Here is a 20931-nt window from a genome sequence, read left to right as displayed (position 1 = left end):
GCCGGGCGCCCCCGCCCGCGAAAGTCTCCGCCGCCGGGCCGGTGAGGGTTCAGGGACCGGACTCCGTACGGCCCTGCCGGGGCAGGTCCAGGGCCACCGCGACCGCCGAGTCGCAGTACTCCCGTACGGCACTCGTCCGGGCTACCACCCGGCCGCGGTGGATCACGATCCGGCTGTACGCCAGAGAGAGCACGCCCGCGATACGGTCCCCCCGTACGGCCAGCAGCTCCGCCGGGAACCCGGCCTCCACCCGCACCTCCGGCAGGCCCATCGCCTCCCGGGCGGCGCCGCTGACCGACGCGTAGGCCTCCGGCGCCCGCAGCCCGCCCTGGGAGGCCAGCAGGAACGCCGCCTCCAGCGGGTCGCCGCGCCCGACCGGGTTCCCGGCGTCCCGCAGCGCCCCGCTGCCGGCCGCGACCCGGACCCCGGCGGCGCGCAGCAGCCGTACGGGCGCGGTGCGCAGGCCGCGCCGCTCCAGGGCCGCGCAGTCGCCCTGGGGCAGGCACGTCACCCGTACGCCCGCCGCGGCCAGCTGATCGGCGGCCCGGTGCGCCACGTCCAGCGGGAGCCGTGACAGACCGCCGCAGGGGCCGATCGTCACCCCGGGGCGCAGTCCGCCGGCCATCGCGGCGAGCCGCGCCAGGCGGCCGGGATCGTCACCGTCCGTGTGCAGGTCGACGGGGCAGCCGTGCTCGGCGGCGAGTTCCAGGACGGCTTCGAGGAAGCCCGTCGGGTCGGGGTCCAGGTCCGGGCTGCCGCCGATGACGGAGGCGCCCATCTTGACGGCGTCCCGCAGCATGGCGAGCCCGTCGGCGCCGGCCGCGCCGGTGAGGAGGCGGGGCACGGCGACGGTGGTCAGGTCGGTGAGCCCGCGCAGCGAGCGGCGGGCCTGGAGCACGGCCTCCATCGGGCCGAGGCCGTGCACGTCGCCGATCCGGACGTGGGAGCGCACGGCCGTGGCCCCGTGCCCGAGCTGGAGCAGGGCGGCCTCGGTGGCCCGGCGCTGCACGTCGTCGGGGGTGTACGAGACGGGGCCGTCGCCGTCGGCGGTCAGCGCGGTGTCCCCGTGGGCGTGGGGCTCGGCGGGGGCGGGGAGCAGCAGGTAGCCGCTGAGGTCGACCCGGGCGAGCGAGGGGGAGGGCAGGCTGCCCGCGGTGCCGACGGCCTGGATCCGGCCGCCGCCGAGCCGGACGTCGACCGTACGGCCGTCCGTGAGGCGGGCCCCGGCGAGCAGGAGCGTGGTGGACTCGGCGGCGGCCGCGTTCGCGTTGCCGGGCGGGCGCTGAGGCCCGTGGCCGCCGCCGCCCTCGCCGCGGCCGTGGCGCGGGGAGGATGGCGGCTGCTGCGGCTGGCTGTCGGACATCGCGCTCCTGCGGTGGCTCGGGCGGTTCCTGGGCCGAGTGGCCGCGCCCCGCGGCCCAAGATCACGCAGCGTGCTCAGAGCCTAGGGCGCAGGGGTCCCCGCTTCGCGGAAGAGCGCAATAGTCGTACCGGTGTGGTGCCCGCGCGCCGGGGCGCCCGCGTGCGCGCCCGGCCGGGGCGGACGCTTCCCCGCGGCGGGTGCTTCCTCGAACGGGATCGGGTTGCTCAGCGTGCTCGGAGTGGCTCGCGGTGGCGCCTGGGATTGTGAGCCCGGACACAATCTGCCCCGAAATGGGCCCCGGTGACGCCCGGGGGGAGATCGGGAAAGCCTTGGCCGCCCCCTCGGAGGCCAGTCCCCGCAAAGGATTTGGGCGATGGGCGGGCAACCGTGTAATGTCTTCATCGCTCGCCCCAATAGCTCAGTCGGTAGAGCGTCTCCATGGTAAGGAGAAGGTCTGCGGTTCGATTCCGCATTGGGGCTCTGGTGAGAGAGGTTCCCCACCCTCGGGTGGGGAGCTGATCACATCAAAGCGGCGTAGCTCAGTCGGTAGAGCAAGCGGCTCATAATCGCTGTGTCACCGGTTCAAGTCCGGTCGCCGCTACCCACAGTAGCCGATTGCGGGGTCGGTCTCCCGATCGGCTACTCTTTTATGCGTTCATCCGTCCCATAGTCCGTCAAGGAGCACTCACGTGGCTGCCACCGACGTCCGCCCGAAGATCACGCTGGCCTGCGTGGAGTGCAAGGAGCGGAACTACATCACCAAGAAGAACCGGCGTAACAACCCGGACCGCATGGAGATGAAGAAGCACTGCCCGCGCTGCAACTCGCACACCGCGCACCGCGAGACCCGCTGACCCTAGCGAGTCTCGAAATACAGGCACCGTCATGAGGTCGTCCCCTTCACCGGGGGCGGCCTCGTGTCGTTTCCGTGATCGCCGGTCTGTGATCGTTTTTCTCATGTGACCGACTTTTTCCAACAGGAGGTAGGGAGCCATGGCGCTCGACCAGTCCTTCGTGGGTCGGAGCTACCCGCCCACCGATCCGTACGAGGTCGGCCGGGAGAAGATCCGCGAATTCGCGGTTGCGGTGGGAGACGCGAATCCCGTCTACACCGACCCCGATGCCGCCAAGGCGTTCGGCCACCTGGACGTGATCGCCCCGCCGACTTTCGTGTTCGCGATCACATTCGCGGCCGCGGGCCAGGTCGTGCAGGACCCGCAGCTGGGCCTGGACTACAGCCGCGTCGTGCACGGGGACCAGAAGTTCGCGTACTCGCGGCCCGTGCGAGCAGGTGACCGGCTGTCGGTGACCTCCACGATCGAGGCCGTGAAGTCGATGGCCGGCAACGACATCATCGACATCCGCGGCGAGGTCCACGACGAGACCGGCGAGCACGTGGTGACGGCGTGGACGAAGCTCGTCTCCCGCGCCCCCGAGGAGGCCTGAGATGACCGCGCAGATCAAGTACGCCGACGTCGAGGTCGGCACCGAGCTGCCCGCGGGGTCCTTCCCGGTGACGCGCGCCACGCTGGTGCAGTACGCGGGTGCCTCGGGCGACTTCAACCCGATCCACTGGAACGAGAAGTTCGCCCTGGAGGTCGGGCTGCCGGACGTGATCGCGCACGGCATGTTCACGATGGCCGAGGCGATCCGCGTGGTCACCGACTGGGTCGGCGACCCGGGTGCGGTCGTCGAGTACGGGGTCCGCTTCACGAAGCCGGTCGTCGTCCCGAACGACGGGACGGGCGCGCTGATCGAGGTCACGGCCAAGGTCGCGGCGAAGCTGGACGACAACCGCGTACGGGTGGACCTGACCGCGATGAGCGCGGGCCAGAAGGTCCTGGGCATGTCCCGGGCCGTGGTGGCCCTGGCCTGAGCCCCGCGCGGGCCTGGGCCGGGTGGGCCTGGGTTCCGCGCGGCCCTGGGTTCTGTGTGGCCTGGGCCCTGTGGGGCCGGGGCCCCGCGTACGGGCCGAGCCGAGTGCCGGGCGGGGCGGATCCCGCTCAGGCTCGCTCAGCGCGTGCCGATGCCGTGGGCGGTGCCCGCGGCGACGGCCCGGAGTTTGTCGGGGTTGGCCACGTTGTGGATGGCGGTGATGCGGCCGTCGGCGCCGAAGTCGAAGGTGACCGTGGCGACCACGCGGTCCGGTCCGCTGAACACCATGCCCGGGCCGCCGTTGACCTCGACGAGTTCGGCCTTCATGTCGGCGGGTGCGATGCCCTGGTAGGTGACCGTCCCGGTGGCGGCGAACCAGGCGGCCACCGTCTGCGCGCCCACGACCGGACGCATGGCCTGGCGGACCTTGCCGCCGCCGTCCGTCCACAAGGTGACGTCGGGGGACAGCACTTCCATCAGGGCGTTGACGTCCCCGCCCGTCGTGGCGGCGAAGAACCGTTCGGTGACCTCCCGCTGCCGCGTCCGGTCGGCGGCGAAGCGCGGCCGGCGGGCCCGTACGTGCTCGCGGGCCCGGTGCGCGGCCTGCCGCACCGCGGCCTCGGAGCGCTCCAGCGTCTCCGCGATCTCGGCGTGGCTGAAGGCGAAGACCTCCTTCAGGACGAACACGGCGCGCTCCAGTGGACTGAGCGTCTCCAGCACGACGAGCACGGCCATCGACACCGACTCGGCGTCCATGACGGTCTCGGCGGCGTCGCCCGTGGTGAGGATGGGCTCGGGGAGCCACGGACCCACGTAGGTCTCGCGCTGGTACCGGGTGGACCGCAGCCGTGCCAGTGCCACGTTCGACACGATCCGCGTCAGGTAAGCCTTGGGCTCGGCCACCTCTGAGCGGTCGGCGGCCGACCACTTGATCCAGGCGTCCTGGACCGCGTCCTCCGCGTCGGCCGCGGTGCCCAGGATGCGGTAGGCCACCGAGAACAGCAGGTTCCGGTGCCGGTGGAACACCTGCTGGTCGGGGTCGGCGGACGGGCCCGTCATCGGACCGCACCGTTCCGGGTGAAGCGGCCGCCGCGCGGCCAGACGGCTCCCGAGGCGGGCATCTTCTTCATACGGCCGTACGTGGGCCAGGGGGCTGCGGTCACCGTCTCCTTATACCGGGCCGCCACACGGCCGGTCAGGTACATGCGGCGCGGGCTGTCGTCGGGGCGGGTGAACTGCACCACCGCGTCGTGCCGCCCCAGGCTCACCGGCGTGTGGTAGTAGCCGAAGCGGAAAGGTCGGGGCCGCTTGCCCTTCAGGGCGCGGACGATTGACACCGCGGCGTGCACACCGGTCGGCATGCCGCCCTGGCAGGTGCCGTGCATGACGCCGTAGCCCTGGCGGATCGCGGCCGCGTCTCCCACGGCGTACACCTCCGGGTGCGACACCGACCGCAGCGAGGCGTCGGTGACGATGCGACCGCGCCCGTCCACGGCAAGCCCGGCGGCGGCCGCCAGCGCCGACACGCGCGTACCGCTGGTCCACAGCACCGCGTCGGCCGGGACGCTCCCGCCTCCCGCCAGTGCGACCCCGTCGGGCAGCACCTCCACCACCTCGACCCCGCTGCGCACCGTCACGCCCAGGCGGTCGAGCGCGGCCCGCAGATGGGCCCTGGCCTTCGGGGTCATGGCGGCGCCGGGCTCCTGCCGGCCCAGCAGGACGACCTCCAGCTCCGGGTACCGCTCGGCGATCTCCGCGGCGGACTCGATGCCGGTCAGCCCGCTGCCGCCGACGACCACCGTGCCGCCGGCGAGCCGTGCCAGCCGGTCGGCCAGCACCTCGGCGTCCTCGGCGCTGTTCAGGGTGTGGGCGTGCTCCGCGGCGCCCGGTACCGCCGCCAGGTCGGCCACACTGCCCAGTCCGTACACCAGCGTGTCGTAGTGCAGGACCCGGTCGTCGTCGATCCGGACCGTCCGCGCGTCCGCGTCCACCGCCGTCACCCAGCCGCGGACGAACCGTGCGCCCGTACCCTCCAGCAGCTCCGGGATGCTCAGCCCGGCGAGCTGCTGCCCGGTGGCCGTCATGTGCAGCCGCAGCCGCTCGGTGAACCGTTCCTGCGCGTTCACCAGGGTCACCTGCACGTCCTCGCGCCGCCCCACCCGGGCTCCGAGCTGGATGGCCGCGGACATCCCCGCGTACCCCGCCCCCAGAACCAGGACGCGGTGGGTGGTGGCCGTGCTGCCCGCTCCGTGCCGTGCGCTCATCGCCTCGCCTTTCCACTCGCTGTTGACGACCACCAGATGCACGGTGCCGCCCGGTTCGTGACACGGGTCCGACGTGACGCGCGCCACGTCCGGGGCTTGACTTGGTTAGTGATTGAGCACTAACTTTGCTCCATGGCAAGGATGAGTGCGGAAGAGCGGCGCGAGAGCGTCATCCGCGCGGCGATGCACGAGTTCGCCCGCGGCGGCTACCACGGGACCTCCACCGAGGCGATCGCCAAACGGGTGGGCGTCTCGCAGCCGTACCTGTTCCGCCTCTTCCCCAACAAGCCGGCCATCTTCCTCGCCGCCGCCGAGCGCTGCCTGCGGGACACCCGTGAGGTGTTCGCGGCCGCCGCCGAAGGGCTGGAGGGCGAAGAGGCCGGGCTGGCCATGGCGAACGCGTACGCCCGGCTCATCACCGAGGACCCGGACAAGCTCCAGATGCAACTCCAGATGTACGTCACCGTCGCCGCGGCCGAGGCCGCCGGAGACCACGAGCTCGGCGAGCTCGTCCGCAACGGCTGGATGGAGCTCTGGGACACCGTCCACGTCCCCCTCGGCGGCGATGTGAACGAGACCACGACCTTCATGGCCTACGGAATGCTGATCAACAACCTGGCCGCCATGGGCTTCCCGCCCGGGCACCGGGTCTGGGAGGGGCTGTATCCCTCCGCCCGCGTCCAGGGCCGGGAGGGGCGGCCGGGGGAGTGAGCCGGCCCCCGGCAAGGTCCCTCGGCCTCTGCGGCCCCATTTCATGGGCCGGAAAGTTAGTCAGTGATAACTAACAAACCAGTTCTCACCCTCAGGGGGACATCGTGAACTCCTCGCACGACACCCGAGCCGCCCATGGAACCCAGGACGCCCGGGGCACCCAGGACGCCCGGCCCGCCCAGGGCGCCGCACTGAGCGGCTCCGCCGTCTGGGCGCTCGTCCTCACCTCCGTCGCCGGATTCATGGCGGCCCTCGACAACCTCGTCGTCACCACCGCACTCCCCGCCATCCGCAAGGACCTCGGCGGTGCGCTGGAAGACCTGGAGTGGACGGTGAACGCGTACACGCTCACCTTCGCCGTCCTCCTCATGTTCGGCGCGGCCCTCGGCGACCGCTTCGGGCGGCGCCGGCTCTTCATGGCCGGCCTCGCCATATTCACCGGCGCCTCCGCCGTCGCCGCCCTCTCGCCCGGCATCAACGAACTCATCGCCGCCCGCGCCGTCCAAGGCGTCGGCGCCGCGGTCATGATGCCGCTCACCCTCACCCTGCTCACCGCCGCCGTCCCGCCCGCCCGCCGCGGCATGGCCCTCGGGATCTTCGGCGCCGTCGGCGGCCTCGCCGTCGCCAGCGGCCCGCTCGTCGGCGGAACCCTCACCGAGCACGTCTCCTGGCAGTGGATCTTCTGGCTGAACGTCCCGATCGGGCTGGCCCTGATCCCGCTCGCCCGCCTCAAGCTGGCCGAGTCCACCGCCCCGAACGCCCGCCTCGACGTACCGGGAACGCTCCTCATCAGCGGCGGCCTCTTCGGCATCGTCTACGCGCTCGTCAACGCCAACGCGCACGGCTGGACCAGCGGCCCCGTGCTCACCGGCCTGATCGCCGGCTCCGCGCTCGTCGGCGCGTTCGTCGTACACGGCTTCCGCAGCGCGAACCCCATGCTGCCCATGCGCCTCTTCCTGGGCCGCGGCTTCCTCGGGATCAACACGGCGAGCCTGCTGATGTACCTGGGCATGTTCGGCTCGATCTTCCTGCTCAGCCAGTTCCTCCAAGGCGTCGCCGGCTACTCGCCGACCCAGGCCGGCGTGCGCATGCTGCCCTGGACCGCCATGCCGATGGTCGTCGCCCCGATCGCGGGCATCCTCTCCGACCGGATCGGCGGCCGCCCCGTCGTCGCCGTCGGGCTCGCCCTGCAGGCCCTCGGCCTCGGCTGGTTCGCGACGATCCTGAGCACCGACGTCTCGTACGCCGCCCAGCTCCCGGCGCTGATCCTCAGCGGCATCGGCATGGGCCTGTACTTCGCCCCCGCCTCCAACATCCTGATGTCCACCGTGTCCCCCGCCGACCAGGGCAGGGCCTCCGGCGCCAACAACGCCCTGCGCGAGGTCGGCGGAGCACTCGGCGTCGCGGTCCTGGCCTCGGTCTTCTCGGCCCAGGGCGGCTACGAGTCCCCGCAGGCCTTCACCGACGGGACCGTGCCCGCGCTGTGGATCGGCGCCGTCGCGGTGGCCGTGGCAGCGGCCTTCGCCCTCCTGGTCCCGGGCAAGCGGAACCCGACGATCCCCGCACCGGCCGCCGTCGGGAACGCCTCCGACACCGGATTCGCGACCCCCGCCAAGGTCCCCGCCGCCCGCTGACCGCCCGGCACGCCCCGACCGAAAGGAGCGCCCGTCATGCCCGACGTCCCCTGGACCACGCCCACCCCGCCCGCTCCCGGCGCCGAGGTCCACGTCATGGCCTCCCGCTTCGAGACCCGGACCCTGGCCGGCGCCCTCCGGTTCTTCCTCAAATCGCCCGGCATCATCCTCCAGATCCGCAAGGCCCCCGGCGCCCACGGCGTCGCACTCCGCGCCCGGGTCCTCGGCCGGACCTTCCTCACCGTCTCCGCCTGGGAGGACCGCGACGCGCTCTACCGCTTCGCCCGCAGCGAGCCGCACCGCTCCAGCTCCCGCGCCGCCGCCGCGTTCATGCGGGAATCGACCTTCGCCTTCTGGACCGCCCCGGCCTCGGCCCTCCCGGTCAGCTGGGCCGAAGCCGAACAGCGGCTCGCCGAGGAAGCCGCCCGCTCGTGACGTACGGTCCGTGGCCCCGCAGGGATGCGAGGGGCACGGACCGTACTCTTGTCCACGTGCAGGAACTCCACGACGCCCCCCTCGCCCCCCTGACCACCTTCCGCCTCGGTGGCCCCGCCACCCGTCTGGTCACCGCGACCACCGACGCCGAGGTGGTCGAAGCCGTCCGCGCCGCGGACGAGAGCGGCACCCCGCTCCTCGTCATCGGCGGCGGCAGCAACCTGGTCATCGGCGACCGCGGCTTCGAGGGCACCGCCCTGCGCATCGCGACCACCGGCTTCCACCTCGACGGGACGCGGCTGGAGCTCGCCGCCGGCGAGAACTGGAGCGACGCCGTCGCCCGGACCGTCGAGGCGGGCCTGGCCGGCATCGAGTGCCTCGCCGGAATCCCCGGCTCCGCCGGTGCCACCCCGATCCAGAACGTCGGGGCGTACGGCCAGGAGGTCTGCGACACCATCACCGAGGTCGTCGCCTACGACCGCACCACCGGCGCGACGGTCACCCTCAGCGCCGCCGAATGCGCCTTCCGCTACCGCAACAGCACCTTCAAGGACCAGCCCGACCGCTACGTGGTCCTGCGCGTCCGCTTCGCCCTGGAGGACGCGGGCGGCCTCTCCGCGCCGATCAAGTACCCCGAGACCGCCCGCGCCCTCGGCGTCGAGGCCGGCGACCGGGTCCCGGCGGCGCAGGCCCGCGAGACCGTACTGCGGCTGCGCGCCGGCAAGGGCATGGTCCTCGACCCCGCCGACCACGACACCTGGTCCGCGGGCTCCTTCTTCCACAACCCGATCCTGAGCGACGAGGCGTACGCCGCCTTCCTCACCCGCGTCCAGGACCGGCTCGGCTCCGAGGCCGCCCCGCCCGCCTACCCCGCCGGCGAAGGCCGTACGAAGACCAGCGCGGCCTGGCTGATCGACAAGGCCGGTTTCACCAAGGGCTACGGCACCGGCCCCGCCCGCATCTCCACCAAGCACACCCTCGCGCTGACCAACCGCGGCGAGGCCACCACCGAGGACCTCCTCACCCTGGCCCGCGAGGTCGTCGCGGGCGTCCACGCGGCCTTCGGCGTCACCCTGGTCAACGAGCCGGTGACGGTCGGCGTCAGCATCTGAGGAGTCCCGGCCGCGATGCTCTGTCCACTGCACGGGGCCGGTACGGACCCCACCCGCCTGGTGGGGCGCACGATCAGCAGGATCGTCGCCTCCTGGCACGTCTACGAGGGCGAACGCTCCGAGGCCCCGCTCGACGTCTGGCTGATCGACAGCGAGGGCGACTCCACCAGGATCACCACCGGGTCCGACTGGTGCCTCATCGTCGAATCCGCCCCGCCGCACGAGCCGTACGACATGGGGGAGTGGGGCCGGATCGAGGTCGGAGAGGACCTCGGCGACCACCCCTTCCTGCGCCACCTCGGGGACACGGTGGCCACCGTGGCCGAGTTCGCGGCGCCGGAGACCGGGCGCACCCAGCTGGAGATCGGCTTCCCCGACGGCGACCGGGTGCGCGCCGACTGCTGGGAGGGCGACCTGCGGCTCACACGGTGAGCGGGAGCGGGTCTCAGGTGGCCAGCCAGTGGTCGATCCCGGCCAGCAGCTTGTCCTGCACGTCCTGTGGCGCGGCGCTGCCGCGCACCGACTGCCGGGCCAGCTCGGCGAGCTCCGCGTCCGTGAAGGCGTGGTGGCGGCGGGCGATCTCGTACTGCGCCGCCAGCCGGGACCCGAACAGCAGGGGGTCGTCCGCGCCCAGCGCCATCGGCACCCCGGCCTCGAAGAGGGTGCGCAGCGGGACGTCCTCGGGCCGCTCGTAGACCCCGAGGGCCACGTTCGACGCCGGGCAGACCTCGCAGGTGATCTGCCGGTCCGCCAGCCGCTTCAGCAGCCGGGGGTCCTCCGCGGCCCGTACGCCGTGGCCGATGCGGGAGGCGTGCAGATCGTCCAGGCAGTCCCGGACGGAGGCGGGGCCGGTGAGCTCACCGCCGTGCGGGGCCGCGAGCAGGCCGCCCTCGCGGGCGATGGCGAAGGCCCGGTCGAAATCCCGGGCCATGCCGCGGCGCTCGTCGTTGGAGAGCCCGAAGCCGACGATGCCGCGGTCGGCGTAGCGGACGGCGAGGCGGGCGAGGGTGCGGGCGTCGAGGGGGTGCTTCATGCGGTTGGCGGCGATCAGGACGCGCATGCCGAGGCCGGTCTCCCGAGAGGCCGTGTCGACGGCGTCCAGGATGATCTCGACGGCCGGGATCATGCCGCCGAGCAGGGGGGCGTAGGAAGTGGGATCCACCTGGATCTCCAGCCAGCCGCTGCCGTCCCGTACGTCCTCCTCGGCGGCCTCGCGGACCAGGCGGCGGATGTCGTCGGGCTCGCGGAGGCAGGAGCGGGCGGCGTCGTACAGCCGCTGGAAGCGGAACCAGCCGCGCTCGTCGGTGGCGCGGAGCTTGGGCGGTTCGCCGGCGGTCAGCGCGTCGGGGAGGCGCACGCCGTACTTGTCGGCGAGCTCCAGCAGGGTCGCGGGGCGCATCGACCCGGTGAAGTGCAGGTGGAGGTGGGCTTTCGGCAGAAGCGTGAGATCGCGTACGTGCTCCATCCGGTGATCCTGCCGTACTTGTCACCCGTTCGGCAGCCCGATTCCCTGAACGGGACCTTGCCCGAACGCAAAAACGGGGCTGCGGGCCGGCTCGCGGGCGGATACGCCGGAGCGGCGGCACCCCTCGGGGGTGCCGCCGCTCCGGCGCGGTTGCGCGGGCCGCTCAGGCCTTGGCCTCGGCCAGCAGCTTCTGGATGCGGGACACGCCCTCGACCAGGTCCGCGTCGCCCAGGGCGTACGACAGGCGCAGGTAACCGGGGGTGCCGAAGGCCTCGCCCGGGACGACCGCGACCTCGGCCTCGTCCAGGATCAGCGCGGCCAGCTCGACGGAGGTCTGCGGGCGCTTGCCGCGGATCTCCTTGCCGAGGAGCTCCTTGACCGACGGGTACGCGTAGAACGCGCCCTCGGGGGTCGGGCAGAAGACGCCGTCGATCTCGTTGAGCATCCGCACGATCAGCTGGCGGCGGCGGTCGAAGGCCGTGCGCATCTCGTGGACGGCGTCCAGGTTGCCGGAGACGGCGGCGAGCGCCGCGACCTGGGCCACGTTGGAGACGTTGGAGGTGGCGTGCGACTGCAGGTTGGTCGCGGCCTTCACCACGTCCTTCGGGCCGATGATCCAGCCCACGCGCCAGCCGGTCATCGCGTACGTCTTGGCCACGCCGTTGACGATGATGCACTTGTCGGCGAGCTCGGGGACGATCGCCGGCAGGGAGACGAACTTGGCCTCGCCGTAGACCAGGTGCTCGTAGATCTCGTCGGTCAGGACCCACAGGCCCTTGTCGGCGGCCCAGCGGCCGATGGCCTCCGCGTCGGCCTCGGAGTACACGGCTCCGGTCGGGTTCGACGGGGAGACGAACAGGACGACCTTGGTGCGCTCGGTGCGGGCGGCTTCGAGCTGCTCGACGGAGACGCGGTAGCCGGTGGTCTCGTCGGCGACGACCTCGACGGGGACGCCGCCGGCGAGGCGGATCGACTCGGGGTAGGTGGTCCAGTAGGGAGCCGGGACGATGACCTCGTCACCCGGGTCCAGGATGGCCGCGAACGCCTCGTAGATCGCCTGCTTGCCGCCGTTCGTCACCAGGACCTGCGACGCATCGACCTCGTAGCCCGAGTCGCGCAGCGTCTTCGCGGCGATCGCGGTCTTCAGCTCGGGAAGGCCGCCTGCCGGCGTGTAGCGGTGGTACTTCGGGTTGCGGCAGGCCTCGACAGCCGCCTCGACGATGTAGTCGGGGGTCGGGAAGTCGGGCTCGCCGGCACCGAAGCCGATCACCGGGCGCCCGGCGGCCTTGAGGGCCTTGGCCTTGGCGTCCACGGCGAGGGTGGCGGACTCGGAAATGGCGCCGATGCGGGCGGAGACGCGGCGCTCGGCGGAAGGCGTTTCAGAGGTCATGGGGCCAATCGTCCCAGACGCCTCAGAGGCCCCGCACGCCGTTTCGGTCATCGGACGGACCGCTCGGGAATGTGCTCTGTCAGATGTCAGGTCGAGGGCTACGTTCGACGTCAGGTCCAGGAACACGTACACTCACCTGTCGTTGGCCCCTGCCGGTCACTCCAGAGCGTGAGTACTCCGTGCACCCGTCTGGATGCGGTAGGTTGGGGGACGCAACAAAGGGTCGTAGCTCAATTGGTAGAGCACTGGTCTCCAAAACCAGCGGTTGGGGGTTCGAGTCCCTCCGGCCCTGCTCCACACTCCTTCTCGGACGTGTGCGCAGGTACGTACTTCGATGCAACGCCGTGCGGCGCAACCGGGCGCGGCTACGGCCACGACCCGGATTCAGGTGAGAGACGTGACGGACGCCCTGGGCTCCATCGACATGCCTGACGCCGAGGACGACACCCGCGAGAAGAAGGCCCGCAAGGGCGGCAAGCGCGGGAAGAAGGGTCCTCTGGGTCGGCTCGCGCTGTTCTACCGCCAGATCATCGCGGAACTCCGCAAGGTCGTCTGGCCGACGCGCAACCAGCTCACGACGTACACCACCGTGGTGATTGTCTTCGTCGTCATCATGATCGGTCTGGTGACCGTGATTGACTATGGGTTCCAGGAAGCCATCAAGTTCGTCTTCGGCTGATCCCCGCGGAGGGCGGCGCCTTGATGGGTGCCGCCCGTTTTCGCATGTTCGACCACCTTTTGTATCCAGGAAGAAGCAGCCACCGTGTCTGACCCGAACCTGAACGCGAGCCCCGACTCCGTCGAGTCCGTCGAGGACGCGCTCGACATCGTCGAGGCGGCAGACGCTGTGGACCCCGACGAGGTCGAGCAGGCCGACGCCGAGGCCGGTGTCGCCGCAGAAGAGGCCGCTCTCCACGTCGAGGACGAGGCTGACGAGGTCGCGGACGACGCCGAGGCCGTCGAGGACGCCGACGAGGATGCCGTCACCGCCGAGGCCGGCGACGCCCAGGACGAGGTCGAGGCCGACGAGGACGCGGAGGAGGCCGAGGAGGCCGCCGACGCCGAGCCCGTCGACCCCATCCAGGCCCTGCGCGACGAACTGCGCCTCCTGCCCGGCGAGTGGTACGTGATCCACACCTACGCGGGCTACGAGAAGCGCGTGAAGGCCAACCTGGAGCAGCGCGCCGTCTCGCTGAACGTCGAGGAGTTCATCTACCAGGCCGAGGTGCCCGAGGAAGAGATCGTCCAGATCAAGAACGGCGAGCGCAAGAACGTCCGGCAGAACAAGCTGCCCGGTTACGTTCTCGTCCGCATGGATCTGACGAACGAGTCCTGGGGCGTCGTCCGCAACACCCCCGGTGTCACCGGCTTCGTCGGCAACGCGTACGACCCGTACCCGCTGACGCTGGACGAGATCGTCAAGATGCTCGCCCCGGAGGCGCAGGAGAAGGCCGCCAAGCAGGCCGCCGAGGAAGCCGGTCTGCCGGCCCCCGCGGTCAAGCGCACCATCGAGGTCCTCGACTTCGAGGTCGGCGACTCGGTCACCGTCACCGACGGCCCGTTCGCGACGCTGCAGGCGACCATCAACGAGATCAACCCGGACTCGAAGAAGGTCAAGGGCCTCGTCGAGATCTTCGGTCGCGAGACCCCGGTCGAGCTCAGCTTCGACCAGATCCAGAAGAACTGACGATCTTCTGAGCCAACGCTTCCGGACAGGTCAGATCGCCCCGTGAAGGGCGGTCTGACCTGCTCGGTTTTTAGCCCCGCTCCGATACCCGTTATCGTGGTGCGGTATGCCTCCATCCGGATGACCGGATTGGCGGCGAAAAACTCTCACTAGGACCCGGAGAGAGCAATGCCTCCCAAGAAGAAGAAGGTCACGGGGCTTATCAAGCTCCAGATCAAGGCCGGTGCGGCCAACCCGGCTCCGCCGGTCGGCCCCGCGCTCGGTCAGCACGGCGTCAACATCATGGAGTTCTGCAAGGCCTACAACGCCGCGACCGAGTCGCAGCGTGGCATGGTCGTGCCGGTGGAGATCACGGTCTACGAGGACCGCACCTTCACCTTCATCACCAAGACTCCGCCGGCCGCGCGCCTCATCCTGAAGGCCGCGGGCATCGAGAAGGGCTCCGGCGAGCCCCACAAGACCAAGGTCGCCAAGCTCACCGGCGCCCAGGTCCGCGAGATCGCCGAGCTGAAGATGCCCGACCTCAACGCCAACGACGTCGACGCCGCGATGAAGATCATCGCCGGCACCGCGCGCTCGATGGGCGTCACGGTCGAAGGCTGATCCAGCCACCCCCAGCACCACCAGTGGTAGGACCAAGCGCTGGTCCGCACCACGACTCCATGCCTGAAGCCGAAATACAGGAGCAGAAGTGAAGCGCAGCAAGACTCTCCGCGCTGCGGACGCCAAGGTCGACCGGGAGAAGCTGTACGCCCCGCTCGAGGCCGTCCGTCTCGCCAAGGAGACCTCCACGACCAAGTTCGACGCCACCGTCGAGGTCGCCTTCCGCCTGGGTGTCGACCCGCGCAAGGCCGACCAGATGGTCCGTGGCACCGTGAACCTCCCGCACGGCACCGGTAAGACCGCCCGGGTCCTGGTCTTCGCGACCGGTGACCGTGCTGCGGCCGCGGAAGCCGCCGGCGCCGACATCGTCGGCGACGACGAGCTGATCAACGAGATCGCCAAGGGCAACCGCCTGAACGAGTTCGACGCGGTTGTCGCCACTCCGGACCTCATGGGCAAGGTCGGCCGCCTCGGCCGCGTGCTCGGTCCCCGTGGCCTGATGCCGAACCCGAAGACCGGCACCGTCACCATGGACGTTGCCAAGGCTGTCACCGAGATCAAGGGTGGCAAGATCGAGTTCCGTGTCGACAAGCACTCGAACCTGCACTTCATCATCGGCAAGGTCTCCTTCACCGATGAGCAGCTGGTCGAGAACTACGGTGCGGCCCTGGACGAGATCCTTCGTCTGAAGCCGTCCGCCGCGAAGGGCCGCTACGTCAAGAAGGCCGCCCTGAGCACCACGATGGGCCCCGGCATCCAGCTGGACTCGAACCGCACCCGGAACCTCCTCGTCGAGGAAGACCCGGCCGCTGTCTGAGCTCCGCTGAGCCCCCGGCTCACCTGAGTGGCTGAAACGGGCCCCTCGCCCCCTTCACAGGGCGGCGAGGGGCCCGTTTTCCGTGTTCCGGAGGCCGACGGGTACGCAGCTCGAGGTCCCGGCGGCTCCTGGATTTCCCTGGGAGCGCCCGGGAATCCCGGGCGCTCCCGGGTGCTTCCGAGGCGATTTGCCTTGGCTCGGTCGGTTCACGTACTCTTCCGGAGAAGCCAAAGACCGCTGGTCGTTGCCGTGCCCGTGAGGGTGCGGCGGCCGAAGGATCCGCCAATTGCGGACGTCCTGCGCAGGTGACCTTGGAAAGTTCCCGGAATTCATTCCGGTTGAGCTACGCCCTGGCGCCTGCGCCGGGGCGTTTCGTATGTCAGCCCCTTCTGAGCGGTCCTCATCACCCGGAAGGAGGCGAACGCACCATGCCGACGCCCAACAAGGCTGCATCGGTAGCCGAGCTCAAGGACGCGTTCCAGAGCTCGAACGCCGCCGTGCTGACCGAGTACCGGGGTCTCACCGTCGCGCAGCTCAAGACGCTGCGTCGCTCTCTCGGTGAGAACGCCCAGTACGCCGTGGTGAAGAACACGCTGACCAAGATTGCGGCCAACCAGGCCGGGATCACCGCGCTGGACGAGCACTTCGCTGGTCCGACCGCGGTCGCCTTCATCACCGGTGACCCGGTGGAGTCGGCGAAGAGCCTGCGTGACTTCGCCAAGGAAAACCCCAATCTCATCATCAAGGCGGGTGTCCTTGATGGCAAGGCGCTCACCGCCGATGAGATCAAGAAGCTTGCGGACCTTGAGTCCCGCGAGGTTCTGCTCAGCAAGCTGGCCGGCGCGTTCAAGGGCAAGCAGTCTCAGGCTGCCTCGCTCTTCCAGGCGCTGCCGTCGAAGTTCGTCCGCACCGCGGAAGCGCTTCGCGTCAAGCTCGCCGAGCAGGGCGGTGCCGAGTAATTCGGCTCGCGCACTGATCCACGCCGCCTAGTGCGTGGGTCGTAGCGGGCCGTTACGCCCGCCTCTATATACATCCGGCACCTGCCGAATTAGTGGAAGGATCGCCCATCATGGCGAAGCTCTCTCAGGACGACCTCCTCGCCCAGTTCGAGGAGATGACCCTCATCGAGCTCTCCGAGTTCGTGAAGGCCTTCGAGGAGAAGTTCGACGTCACCGCCGCCGCGGCCGTCGCCGTTGCCGGTCCGGCCGGCACGGGCCCGGTTGCCGAGGCCGAGGAGGAGAAGGACGAGTTCGACGTCATCCTCACCGGTGCCGGCGACAAGAAGATCCAGGTCATCAAGGTCGTGCGCGAGCTCACCTCCCTGGGCCTCAAGGAGGCCAAGGACCTCGTCGACGGTGCGCCGAAGCCCGTCCTCGAGAAGGTTGCCAAGGACGCCGCCGAGAAGGCCGCCGAGGCCCTCAAGGGCGCCGGTGCGGCCGTCGAGGTCAAGTAACACCTCTGGGGCCTCTCTGAGGCCCCAACCAAGGGCGATCACCCGTAAGGGTGGTCGCCCTTTGGCGTACCCGCGGTGCCTGACTTGCCCTGGTCTCGTTGGGGAGTAGGGTGATCATCGTTGCCCCGCAGCCGGGTCCTGAGCTGATCCGCACGGAGCAGGGGGCCTTGACGAACGGCACGCGGCGCGCAATTCTCAGTCCCGTTGTGGGATCGATCGGCCCCGTGCGGGACCGGTCGGAGGTCCGCGGCACGGATCGAAGATCCGAGGCATGGATCGACTACGAAGAGGGCAGTACTGATACGCGCTCTGTGTGCGAGAGCCATGAGGGTCGCGTGTTGGACGCAGGGTCGCAGGGTTGGTTTAAACGACATGGGGAAGGCCTGTTGCCGGTTTCCGGAAACCTGGTCTGGACATCAGTGAGCCAAGTGGCTACACTGACCCTTTGCGCTGCCTGTTAGCTGCCCCCTGCCCGTCGCCAGGGGCATGCCCACGCTTGAGCACACTTGATAGATACGCCCTGACCAGGTCTTTTCGACCGAATCGGGCGGGCCGTCTTCTGTGTCAGCTGGGACCGGTACGCGCGTAGTGAGTCCGAGCCCTCGGAAGGACCCCCTCTTGGCCGCCTCGCGCAACGCCTCGACCAATACGAACACCGGTGCCAGCACCGCCCCGCTGCGCATCTCCTTTGCAAAGATCAAGGAGCCCCTCGAGGTTCCGAACCTCCTGGCGCTGCAGACCGAGAGCTTTGACTGGCTGCTCGGCAACGCAGCCTGGAAGTCTCGCGTCGAGTCGGCGCTCGAGAGTGGACAGGACGTTCCCACCAAGTCCGGTCTGGAAGAGATCTTCGAGGAGATCTCGCCGATCGAGGACTTCTCCGGTTCGATGTCGCTGACGTTCCGCGACCACCGGTTTGAGCCGGCGAAGAACTCCGTCGACGAGTGCAAGGAGCGCGACTTCACGTACGCGGCGCCGCTCTTCGTCACGGCCGAGTTCACGAACAACGAGACCGGTGAGATCAAGTCTCAGACGGTCTTCATGGGCGACTTCCCGCTCATGACCAACAAGGGCACCTTCGTCATCAACGGCACCGAGCGTGTCGTGGTGTCGCAGCTCGTCCGTTCCCCCGGTGTCTACTTCGACTCCTCCATCGACAAGACGTCCGACAAGGACATCTTCTCCGCCAAGATCATCCCGTCCCGGGGTGCCTGGCTGGAGATGGAGGTCGACAAGCGCGACATGGTCGGTGTCCGCATCGACCGCAAGCGCAAGCAGTCCGTCACCGTCCTCCTGAAGGCTCTCGGCTGGACCACCGAGCAGATCCTCGAGGAGTTCGGCGAGTACGAGTCCATGCGCGCCACCCTGGAGAAGGACCACACCCAGGGCCAGGACGACGCGCTGCTCGACATCTACCGCAAGCTGCGCCCGGGCGAGCCGCCGACCCGCGAGGCCGCTCAGACGCTGCTCGAGAACCTCTACTTCAACCCGAAGCGCTACGACCTCGCCAAGGTCGGCCGCTACAAGGTGAACAAGAAGCTCGGCGCCGACGAGCCGCTGGACGCCGGTGTGCTCACCACCGACGACATCATCGCGACGATCAAGTACCTCGTGAAGCTCCACGCGGGCGAGACCGAGACCACCGGTGAGTCGGGCCGTTCGATCGTCGTCGAGACCGACGACATCGACCACTTCGGCAACCGTCGTCTGCGCAACGTCGGCGAGCTCATCCAGAACCAGGTCCGCACGGGTCTGGCTCGTATGGAGCGCGTCGTCCGCGAGCGGATGACGACCCAGGACGTCGAGGCGATCACGCCGCAGACCCTGATCAACATCCGGCCGGTCGTCGCCTCCATCAAGGAGTTCTTCGGCACCAGCCAGCTGTCGCAGTTCATGGACCAGAACAACCCGCTGTCGGGTCTGACGCACAAGCGTCGTCTCTCGGCTCTGGGTCCCGGTGGTCTGTCCCGTGAGCGGGCCGGCTTCGAGGTCCGCGACGTGCACCCCTCGCACTACGGCCGCATGTGCCCGATCGAGACCCCTGAAGGCCCGAACATCGGTCTGATCGGCTCGCTCGCGTCCTACGGCCGCGTCAACGCGTTCGGTTTCGTCGAGACCCCGTACCGCAAGGTCGTCGAGGGCGTCGTCACCGACGAGGTCGACTACCTGACGGCCGACGAGGAAGACCGCTTCGTCATCGCCCAGGCCAACGCCGGCCTGAACGACGAGATGCGCTTCACCGAGAACCGCGTGCTGGTCCGCCGTCGTGGCGGCGAGATCGACTACATCGCCGGCGACGACGTCGACTACATGGACGTCTCCCCGCGCCAGATGGTGTCCGTCGCGACCGCGATGATCCCCTTCCTGGAGCACGACGACGCCAACCGCGCCCTCATGGGCGCGAACATGATGCGCCAGGCCGTTCCGCTCATCAAGGCGGAGGCCCCGCTCGTCGGCACCGGCATGGAGTACCGCTGTGCGGTCGACGCCGGCGACTCGATCAAGGCGGAGAAGGACGGTGTCGTCCAGGAGGTCTCGGCCGACTACATCACCGTCGCCAACGACGACGGCACGTACACCACGTACCGCGTCGCCAAGTTCTCCCGCTCGAACCAGGGCACCTCGGTCAACCAGAAGGTCATCGTCAACGAGGGCGACCGGATCGTCGAGGCCCAGGTCCTCGCCGACGGCCCGGCCACCGAAGAGGGCGAAATGGCCCTCGGCAAGAACCTGCTCGTCGCGTTCATGCCGTGGGAAGGCCACAACTACGAGGACGCGATCATCCTGTCGCAGCGCCTCGTGCAGGACGACGTCCTCTCCTCGATCCACATCGAGGAGCACGAGGTCGACGCCCGTGACACCAAGCTGGGCCCCGAGGAGATCACCCGGGACATCCCGAACGTCTCCGAGGAGGTCCTCGCCGACCTCGACGAGCGCGGCATCATCCGCATCGGTGCGGACGTCGTCGCCGGCGACATCCTCGTCGGCAAGGTCACGCCCAAGGGCGAGACCGAGCTGACCCCCGAGGAGCGCCTGCTCCGCGCGATCTTCGGTGAGAAGGCCCGCGAGGTGCGTGACACCTCGCTCAAGGTCCCTCACGGTGAGATCGGCAAGGTCATCGGTGTCCGCGTCTTCGACCGCGAGGAGGGCGACGAGCTTCCCCCGGGCGTGAACCAGCTGGTCCGCGTCTACGTCGCCCAGAAGCGCAAGATCACCGACGGTGACAAGCTCGCCGGCCGCCACGGCAACAAGGGTGTCATCTCCAAGATCCTTCCGATCGAGGACATGCCCTTCCTTGAGGACGGCACGCCGGTCGACATCATCCTGAACCCGCTGGGTGTCCCGTCCCGAATGAACCCGGGACAGGTCCTGGAGATCCACCTCGGCTGGCTCGCCAGCCGCGGCTGGGACGTCTCCGGCCTCGCGGAGGAGTGGGCCGAGCGACTGAAGGCCATCGGCGCCGACCGCGTCGAGCCCGGCACCAACGTCGCCACCCCGGTGTTCGACGGCGCCCGCGAGGATGAGCTCGCCGGCCTGTTCGAGCACACCATCCCGAACCGCGACGGTGACCGCCTGGTCCTCCCGTCCGGCAAGGCGCGACTGTTCGACGGCCGCTCCGGCGAGCCGTTCCCGGACCCGATCTCGGTCGGGTACATGTACATCCTCAAGCTCCACCACCTGGTCGACGACAAGCTCCACGCGCGGTCGACCGGTCCGTACTCGATGATCACGCAGCAGCCGCTGGGTGGTAAGGCGCAGTTCGGTGGCCAGCGCTTCGGTGAGATGGAGGTGTGGGCGCTTGAGGCTTATGGCGCCGCTTACGCCCTCCAGGAGCTGCTGACCATCAAGTCCGACGACGTCACCGGCCGCGTGAAGGTCTACGAGGCCATCGTCAAGGGCGAGAACATCCCCGAGCCGGGCATTCCCGAGTCCTTCAAGGTGCTCATCAAAGAAATGCAGTCGCTCTGCCTCAACGTGGAGGTGCTGTCCTCGGACGGCATGTCCATCGAGATGCGCGACACCGACGAGGACGTCTTCCGCGCGGCGGAGGAGCTCGGTATCGACCTGTCCCGGCGCGAGCCGAGCAGCGTCGAAGAGGTCTGACGGGCCTGACGGGGGGCTCGC

20 protein-coding genes and 3 tRNA genes are annotated in these 20931 nt (G+C 69.8%); 18 read left to right on the top strand and 5 right to left on the bottom strand.

Annotated features, from left to right (window positions below):
• Positions 1-49 precede the first annotated feature (49 nt).
• The gene (locus ACIBAD_RS08395; RefSeq protein ID WP_398905331.1) at positions 50-1363 is read right to left on the bottom strand and encodes an amidohydrolase family protein; all 1314 of its coding nucleotides are present in this window, start codon (positions 1361-1363) and stop codon (positions 50-52) included.
• Between the two features lie 407 nt (positions 1364-1770).
• On the opposite strand from ACIBAD_RS08395, the gene ACIBAD_RS08390 reads away from it, so the two are divergent.
• The 5 genes from ACIBAD_RS08390 to ACIBAD_RS08370 all read left to right on the top strand — a co-directional run bounded on the left by ACIBAD_RS08390 (position 1771) and on the right by ACIBAD_RS08370 (position 3239).
• Positions 1771-1843, top strand: a tRNA-Thr gene (locus ACIBAD_RS08390).
• Between the two features lie 48 nt (positions 1844-1891).
• Positions 1892-1964 (top strand) — tRNA-Met (locus ACIBAD_RS08385).
• An 88-nt stretch (positions 1965-2052) separates the two neighbouring features.
• Positions 2053-2217 carry a 50S ribosomal protein L33 gene (gene rpmG / locus ACIBAD_RS08380; RefSeq protein WP_007265873.1) on the top strand — a complete coding sequence of 55 codons (165 nt, stop codon included), beginning with the start codon at positions 2053-2055 and terminating at the stop codon, positions 2215-2217.
• Positions 2218-2356: 139 nt separating this feature from the next.
• Complete coding sequence (locus ACIBAD_RS08375; RefSeq protein ID WP_134072053.1) at positions 2357-2809, top strand: MaoC family dehydratase N-terminal domain-containing protein; 453 nt, start codon at positions 2357-2359, stop codon at positions 2807-2809.
• A 1-nt stretch (position 2810) separates the two neighbouring features.
• Entirely contained in the window at positions 2811-3239 is a 429-nt protein-coding gene (locus tag ACIBAD_RS08370) for a MaoC family dehydratase (RefSeq protein ID WP_134072051.1), read from the top strand.
• 137 nt (positions 3240-3376) lie between these two features.
• On the opposite strand, the gene ACIBAD_RS08365 is transcribed toward ACIBAD_RS08370, so the two are convergent.
• Together ACIBAD_RS08365 and ACIBAD_RS08360 are read right to left on the bottom strand one after the other, a co-directional pair.
• Positions 3377-4297 (bottom strand): RNA polymerase sigma-70 factor, encoded by a 921-nt coding sequence (locus ACIBAD_RS08365; protein ID WP_398905328.1) that lies wholly within the window; start codon positions 4295-4297, stop codon positions 3377-3379.
• Positions 4294-5502 carry an NAD(P)/FAD-dependent oxidoreductase gene (locus tag ACIBAD_RS08360; RefSeq protein WP_398905326.1) on the bottom strand — a complete coding sequence of 403 codons (1209 nt, stop codon included), beginning with the start codon at positions 5500-5502 and terminating at the stop codon, positions 4294-4296. Before ACIBAD_RS08360 ends, ACIBAD_RS08365 begins: the two co-directional genes overlap by 4 nt.
• A 132-nt stretch (positions 5503-5634) precedes the next feature.
• Between ACIBAD_RS08360 and ACIBAD_RS08355 the strand changes: the two genes are divergently transcribed.
• The 5 genes from ACIBAD_RS08355 (at position 5635) to ACIBAD_RS08335 (ending at position 9826) form a co-directional block, all read left to right on the top strand.
• A complete protein-coding gene (locus ACIBAD_RS08355; protein WP_134072045.1) occupies positions 5635-6213 on the top strand; it encodes a TetR/AcrR family transcriptional regulator in 579 nt (192 codons plus the stop codon).
• A 242-nt stretch (positions 6214-6455) separates the two neighbouring features.
• Positions 6456-7847, top strand: coding sequence for a DHA2 family efflux MFS transporter permease subunit (locus ACIBAD_RS08350; protein ID WP_398905441.1), 1392 nt, complete (start codon positions 6456-6458; stop codon positions 7845-7847).
• Between the two features lie 36 nt (positions 7848-7883).
• Positions 7884-8282, top strand: a complete 399-nt coding sequence (locus ACIBAD_RS08345; RefSeq protein ID WP_134072043.1) for a DUF3291 domain-containing protein — start codon at positions 7884-7886, stop codon at positions 8280-8282.
• Positions 8279-9394 (top strand): UDP-N-acetylmuramate dehydrogenase, encoded by a 1116-nt coding sequence (locus tag ACIBAD_RS08340; RefSeq protein WP_398905323.1) that lies wholly within the window; start codon positions 8279-8281, stop codon positions 9392-9394. The genes ACIBAD_RS08345 and ACIBAD_RS08340 overlap by 4 nt, the downstream gene beginning before the upstream one ends.
• A gap of 15 nt (positions 9395-9409) precedes the next feature.
• Complete coding sequence (locus ACIBAD_RS08335) at positions 9410-9826, top strand: hypothetical protein (RefSeq protein ID WP_053687953.1); 417 nt, start codon at positions 9410-9412, stop codon at positions 9824-9826.
• 13 nt (positions 9827-9839) lie between these two features.
• Here ACIBAD_RS08335 and ACIBAD_RS08330 read toward each other — a convergent pair whose 3' ends face one another.
• Together ACIBAD_RS08330 and ACIBAD_RS08325 are read right to left on the bottom strand one after the other, a co-directional pair.
• Positions 9840-10859: an adenosine deaminase gene (locus ACIBAD_RS08330; RefSeq protein WP_134072039.1), complete on the bottom strand. Its 1020-nt coding sequence runs from the start codon at positions 10857-10859 to the stop codon at positions 9840-9842.
• A 163-nt stretch (positions 10860-11022) separates the two neighbouring features.
• Positions 11023-12249, bottom strand: a complete 1227-nt coding sequence (locus tag ACIBAD_RS08325) for a pyridoxal phosphate-dependent aminotransferase (RefSeq protein ID WP_053687955.1) — start codon at positions 12247-12249, stop codon at positions 11023-11025.
• A gap of 219 nt (positions 12250-12468) precedes the next feature.
• Between ACIBAD_RS08325 and ACIBAD_RS08320 the strand changes: the two genes are divergently transcribed.
• The 8 genes from ACIBAD_RS08320 to rpoB all read left to right on the top strand — a co-directional run bounded on the left by ACIBAD_RS08320 (position 12469) and on the right by rpoB (position 20910).
• Positions 12469-12541 (top strand) — tRNA-Trp (locus tag ACIBAD_RS08320).
• A gap of 105 nt (positions 12542-12646) precedes the next feature.
• Positions 12647-12928 carry a preprotein translocase subunit SecE gene (gene secE, locus ACIBAD_RS08315; protein ID WP_030154653.1) on the top strand — a complete coding sequence of 94 codons (282 nt, stop codon included), beginning with the start codon at positions 12647-12649 and terminating at the stop codon, positions 12926-12928.
• Between the two features lie 84 nt (positions 12929-13012).
• Positions 13013-13936: a transcription termination/antitermination protein NusG gene (gene nusG / locus ACIBAD_RS08310; protein ID WP_134072037.1), complete on the top strand. Its 924-nt coding sequence runs from the start codon at positions 13013-13015 to the stop codon at positions 13934-13936.
• 168 nt (positions 13937-14104) lie between these two features.
• On the top strand, positions 14105-14539 hold the full coding sequence (rplK, locus tag ACIBAD_RS08305; protein WP_030154660.1) for a 50S ribosomal protein L11: 435 nt from the start codon (positions 14105-14107) through the stop codon (positions 14537-14539).
• 88 nt (positions 14540-14627) lie between these two features.
• Positions 14628-15356 carry a 50S ribosomal protein L1 gene (rplA, locus tag ACIBAD_RS08300; protein WP_030154662.1) on the top strand — a complete coding sequence of 243 codons (729 nt, stop codon included), beginning with the start codon at positions 14628-14630 and terminating at the stop codon, positions 15354-15356.
• Between the two features lie 428 nt (positions 15357-15784).
• Positions 15785-16315, top strand: coding sequence for a 50S ribosomal protein L10 (rplJ, locus tag ACIBAD_RS08295; protein ID WP_099889951.1), 531 nt, complete (start codon positions 15785-15787; stop codon positions 16313-16315).
• Positions 16316-16425: 110 nt separating this feature from the next.
• The gene (gene rplL / locus ACIBAD_RS08290; protein ID WP_053687958.1) at positions 16426-16809 is read left to right on the top strand and encodes a 50S ribosomal protein L7/L12; all 384 of its coding nucleotides are present in this window, start codon (positions 16426-16428) and stop codon (positions 16807-16809) included.
• 618 nt (positions 16810-17427) lie between these two features.
• Positions 17428-20910 (top strand): DNA-directed RNA polymerase subunit beta, encoded by a 3483-nt coding sequence (gene rpoB / locus ACIBAD_RS08285; RefSeq protein WP_099889949.1) that lies wholly within the window; start codon positions 17428-17430, stop codon positions 20908-20910.
• The last annotated feature ends 21 nt before the right edge of the window (positions 20911-20931 follow it).

It is taken from the genome of Streptomyces sp. NPDC051109 (genome assembly GCF_044455885.1).
Lineage (GTDB): Bacteria > Actinomycetota > Actinomycetes > Streptomycetales > Streptomycetaceae > Streptomyces.
Note: the sequence above shows the minus strand (reverse complement) of the source record. Positions and strands in the feature narration are given on the sequence as shown.

Bases quoted from the DNA above. Each gene is read 5' to 3' on its own strand.
- rplL (WP_053687958.1), top strand. From the start codon at position 16,426: ATGGCGAAGCTCTCTCAGGACGACCTCCTCGCCCAGTTCGAGGAGATG.
- ACIBAD_RS08360 (WP_398905326.1), bottom strand. From the start codon at position 5,502: ATGAGCGCACGGCACGGAGCGGGCAGCACGGCCACCACCCACCGCGTC.
- ACIBAD_RS08350 (WP_398905441.1), top strand. From the start codon at position 6,456: ATGGCGGCCCTCGACAACCTCGTCGTCACCACCGCACTCCCCGCCATC.
- ACIBAD_RS08330 (WP_134072039.1), bottom strand. From the start codon at position 10,859: ATGGAGCACGTACGCGATCTCACGCTTCTGCCGAAAGCCCACCTCCAC.
- rplJ (WP_099889951.1), top strand. From the start codon at position 15,785: ATGCCGACGCCCAACAAGGCTGCATCGGTAGCCGAGCTCAAGGACGCG.
- ACIBAD_RS08375 (WP_134072053.1), top strand. From the start codon at position 2,357: ATGGCGCTCGACCAGTCCTTCGTGGGTCGGAGCTACCCGCCCACCGAT.
- ACIBAD_RS08325 (WP_053687955.1), bottom strand. From the start codon at position 12,249: ATGACCTCTGAAACGCCTTCCGCCGAGCGCCGCGTCTCCGCCCGCATC.
- ACIBAD_RS08355 (WP_134072045.1), top strand. From the start codon at position 5,635: ATGGCAAGGATGAGTGCGGAAGAGCGGCGCGAGAGCGTCATCCGCGCG.
- ACIBAD_RS08365 (WP_398905328.1), bottom strand. From the start codon at position 4,297: ATGACGGGCCCGTCCGCCGACCCCGACCAGCAGGTGTTCCACCGGCAC.
- ACIBAD_RS08370 (WP_134072051.1), top strand. From the start codon at position 2,811: ATGACCGCGCAGATCAAGTACGCCGACGTCGAGGTCGGCACCGAGCTG.
- ACIBAD_RS08395 (WP_398905331.1), bottom strand. From the start codon at position 1,363: ATGTCCGACAGCCAGCCGCAGCAGCCGCCATCCTCCCCGCGCCACGGC.
- ACIBAD_RS08345 (WP_134072043.1), top strand. From the start codon at position 7,884: ATGCCCGACGTCCCCTGGACCACGCCCACCCCGCCCGCTCCCGGCGCC.
- ACIBAD_RS08335 (WP_053687953.1), top strand. From the start codon at position 9,410: ATGCTCTGTCCACTGCACGGGGCCGGTACGGACCCCACCCGCCTGGTG.
- rplK (WP_030154660.1), top strand. From the start codon at position 14,105: ATGCCTCCCAAGAAGAAGAAGGTCACGGGGCTTATCAAGCTCCAGATC.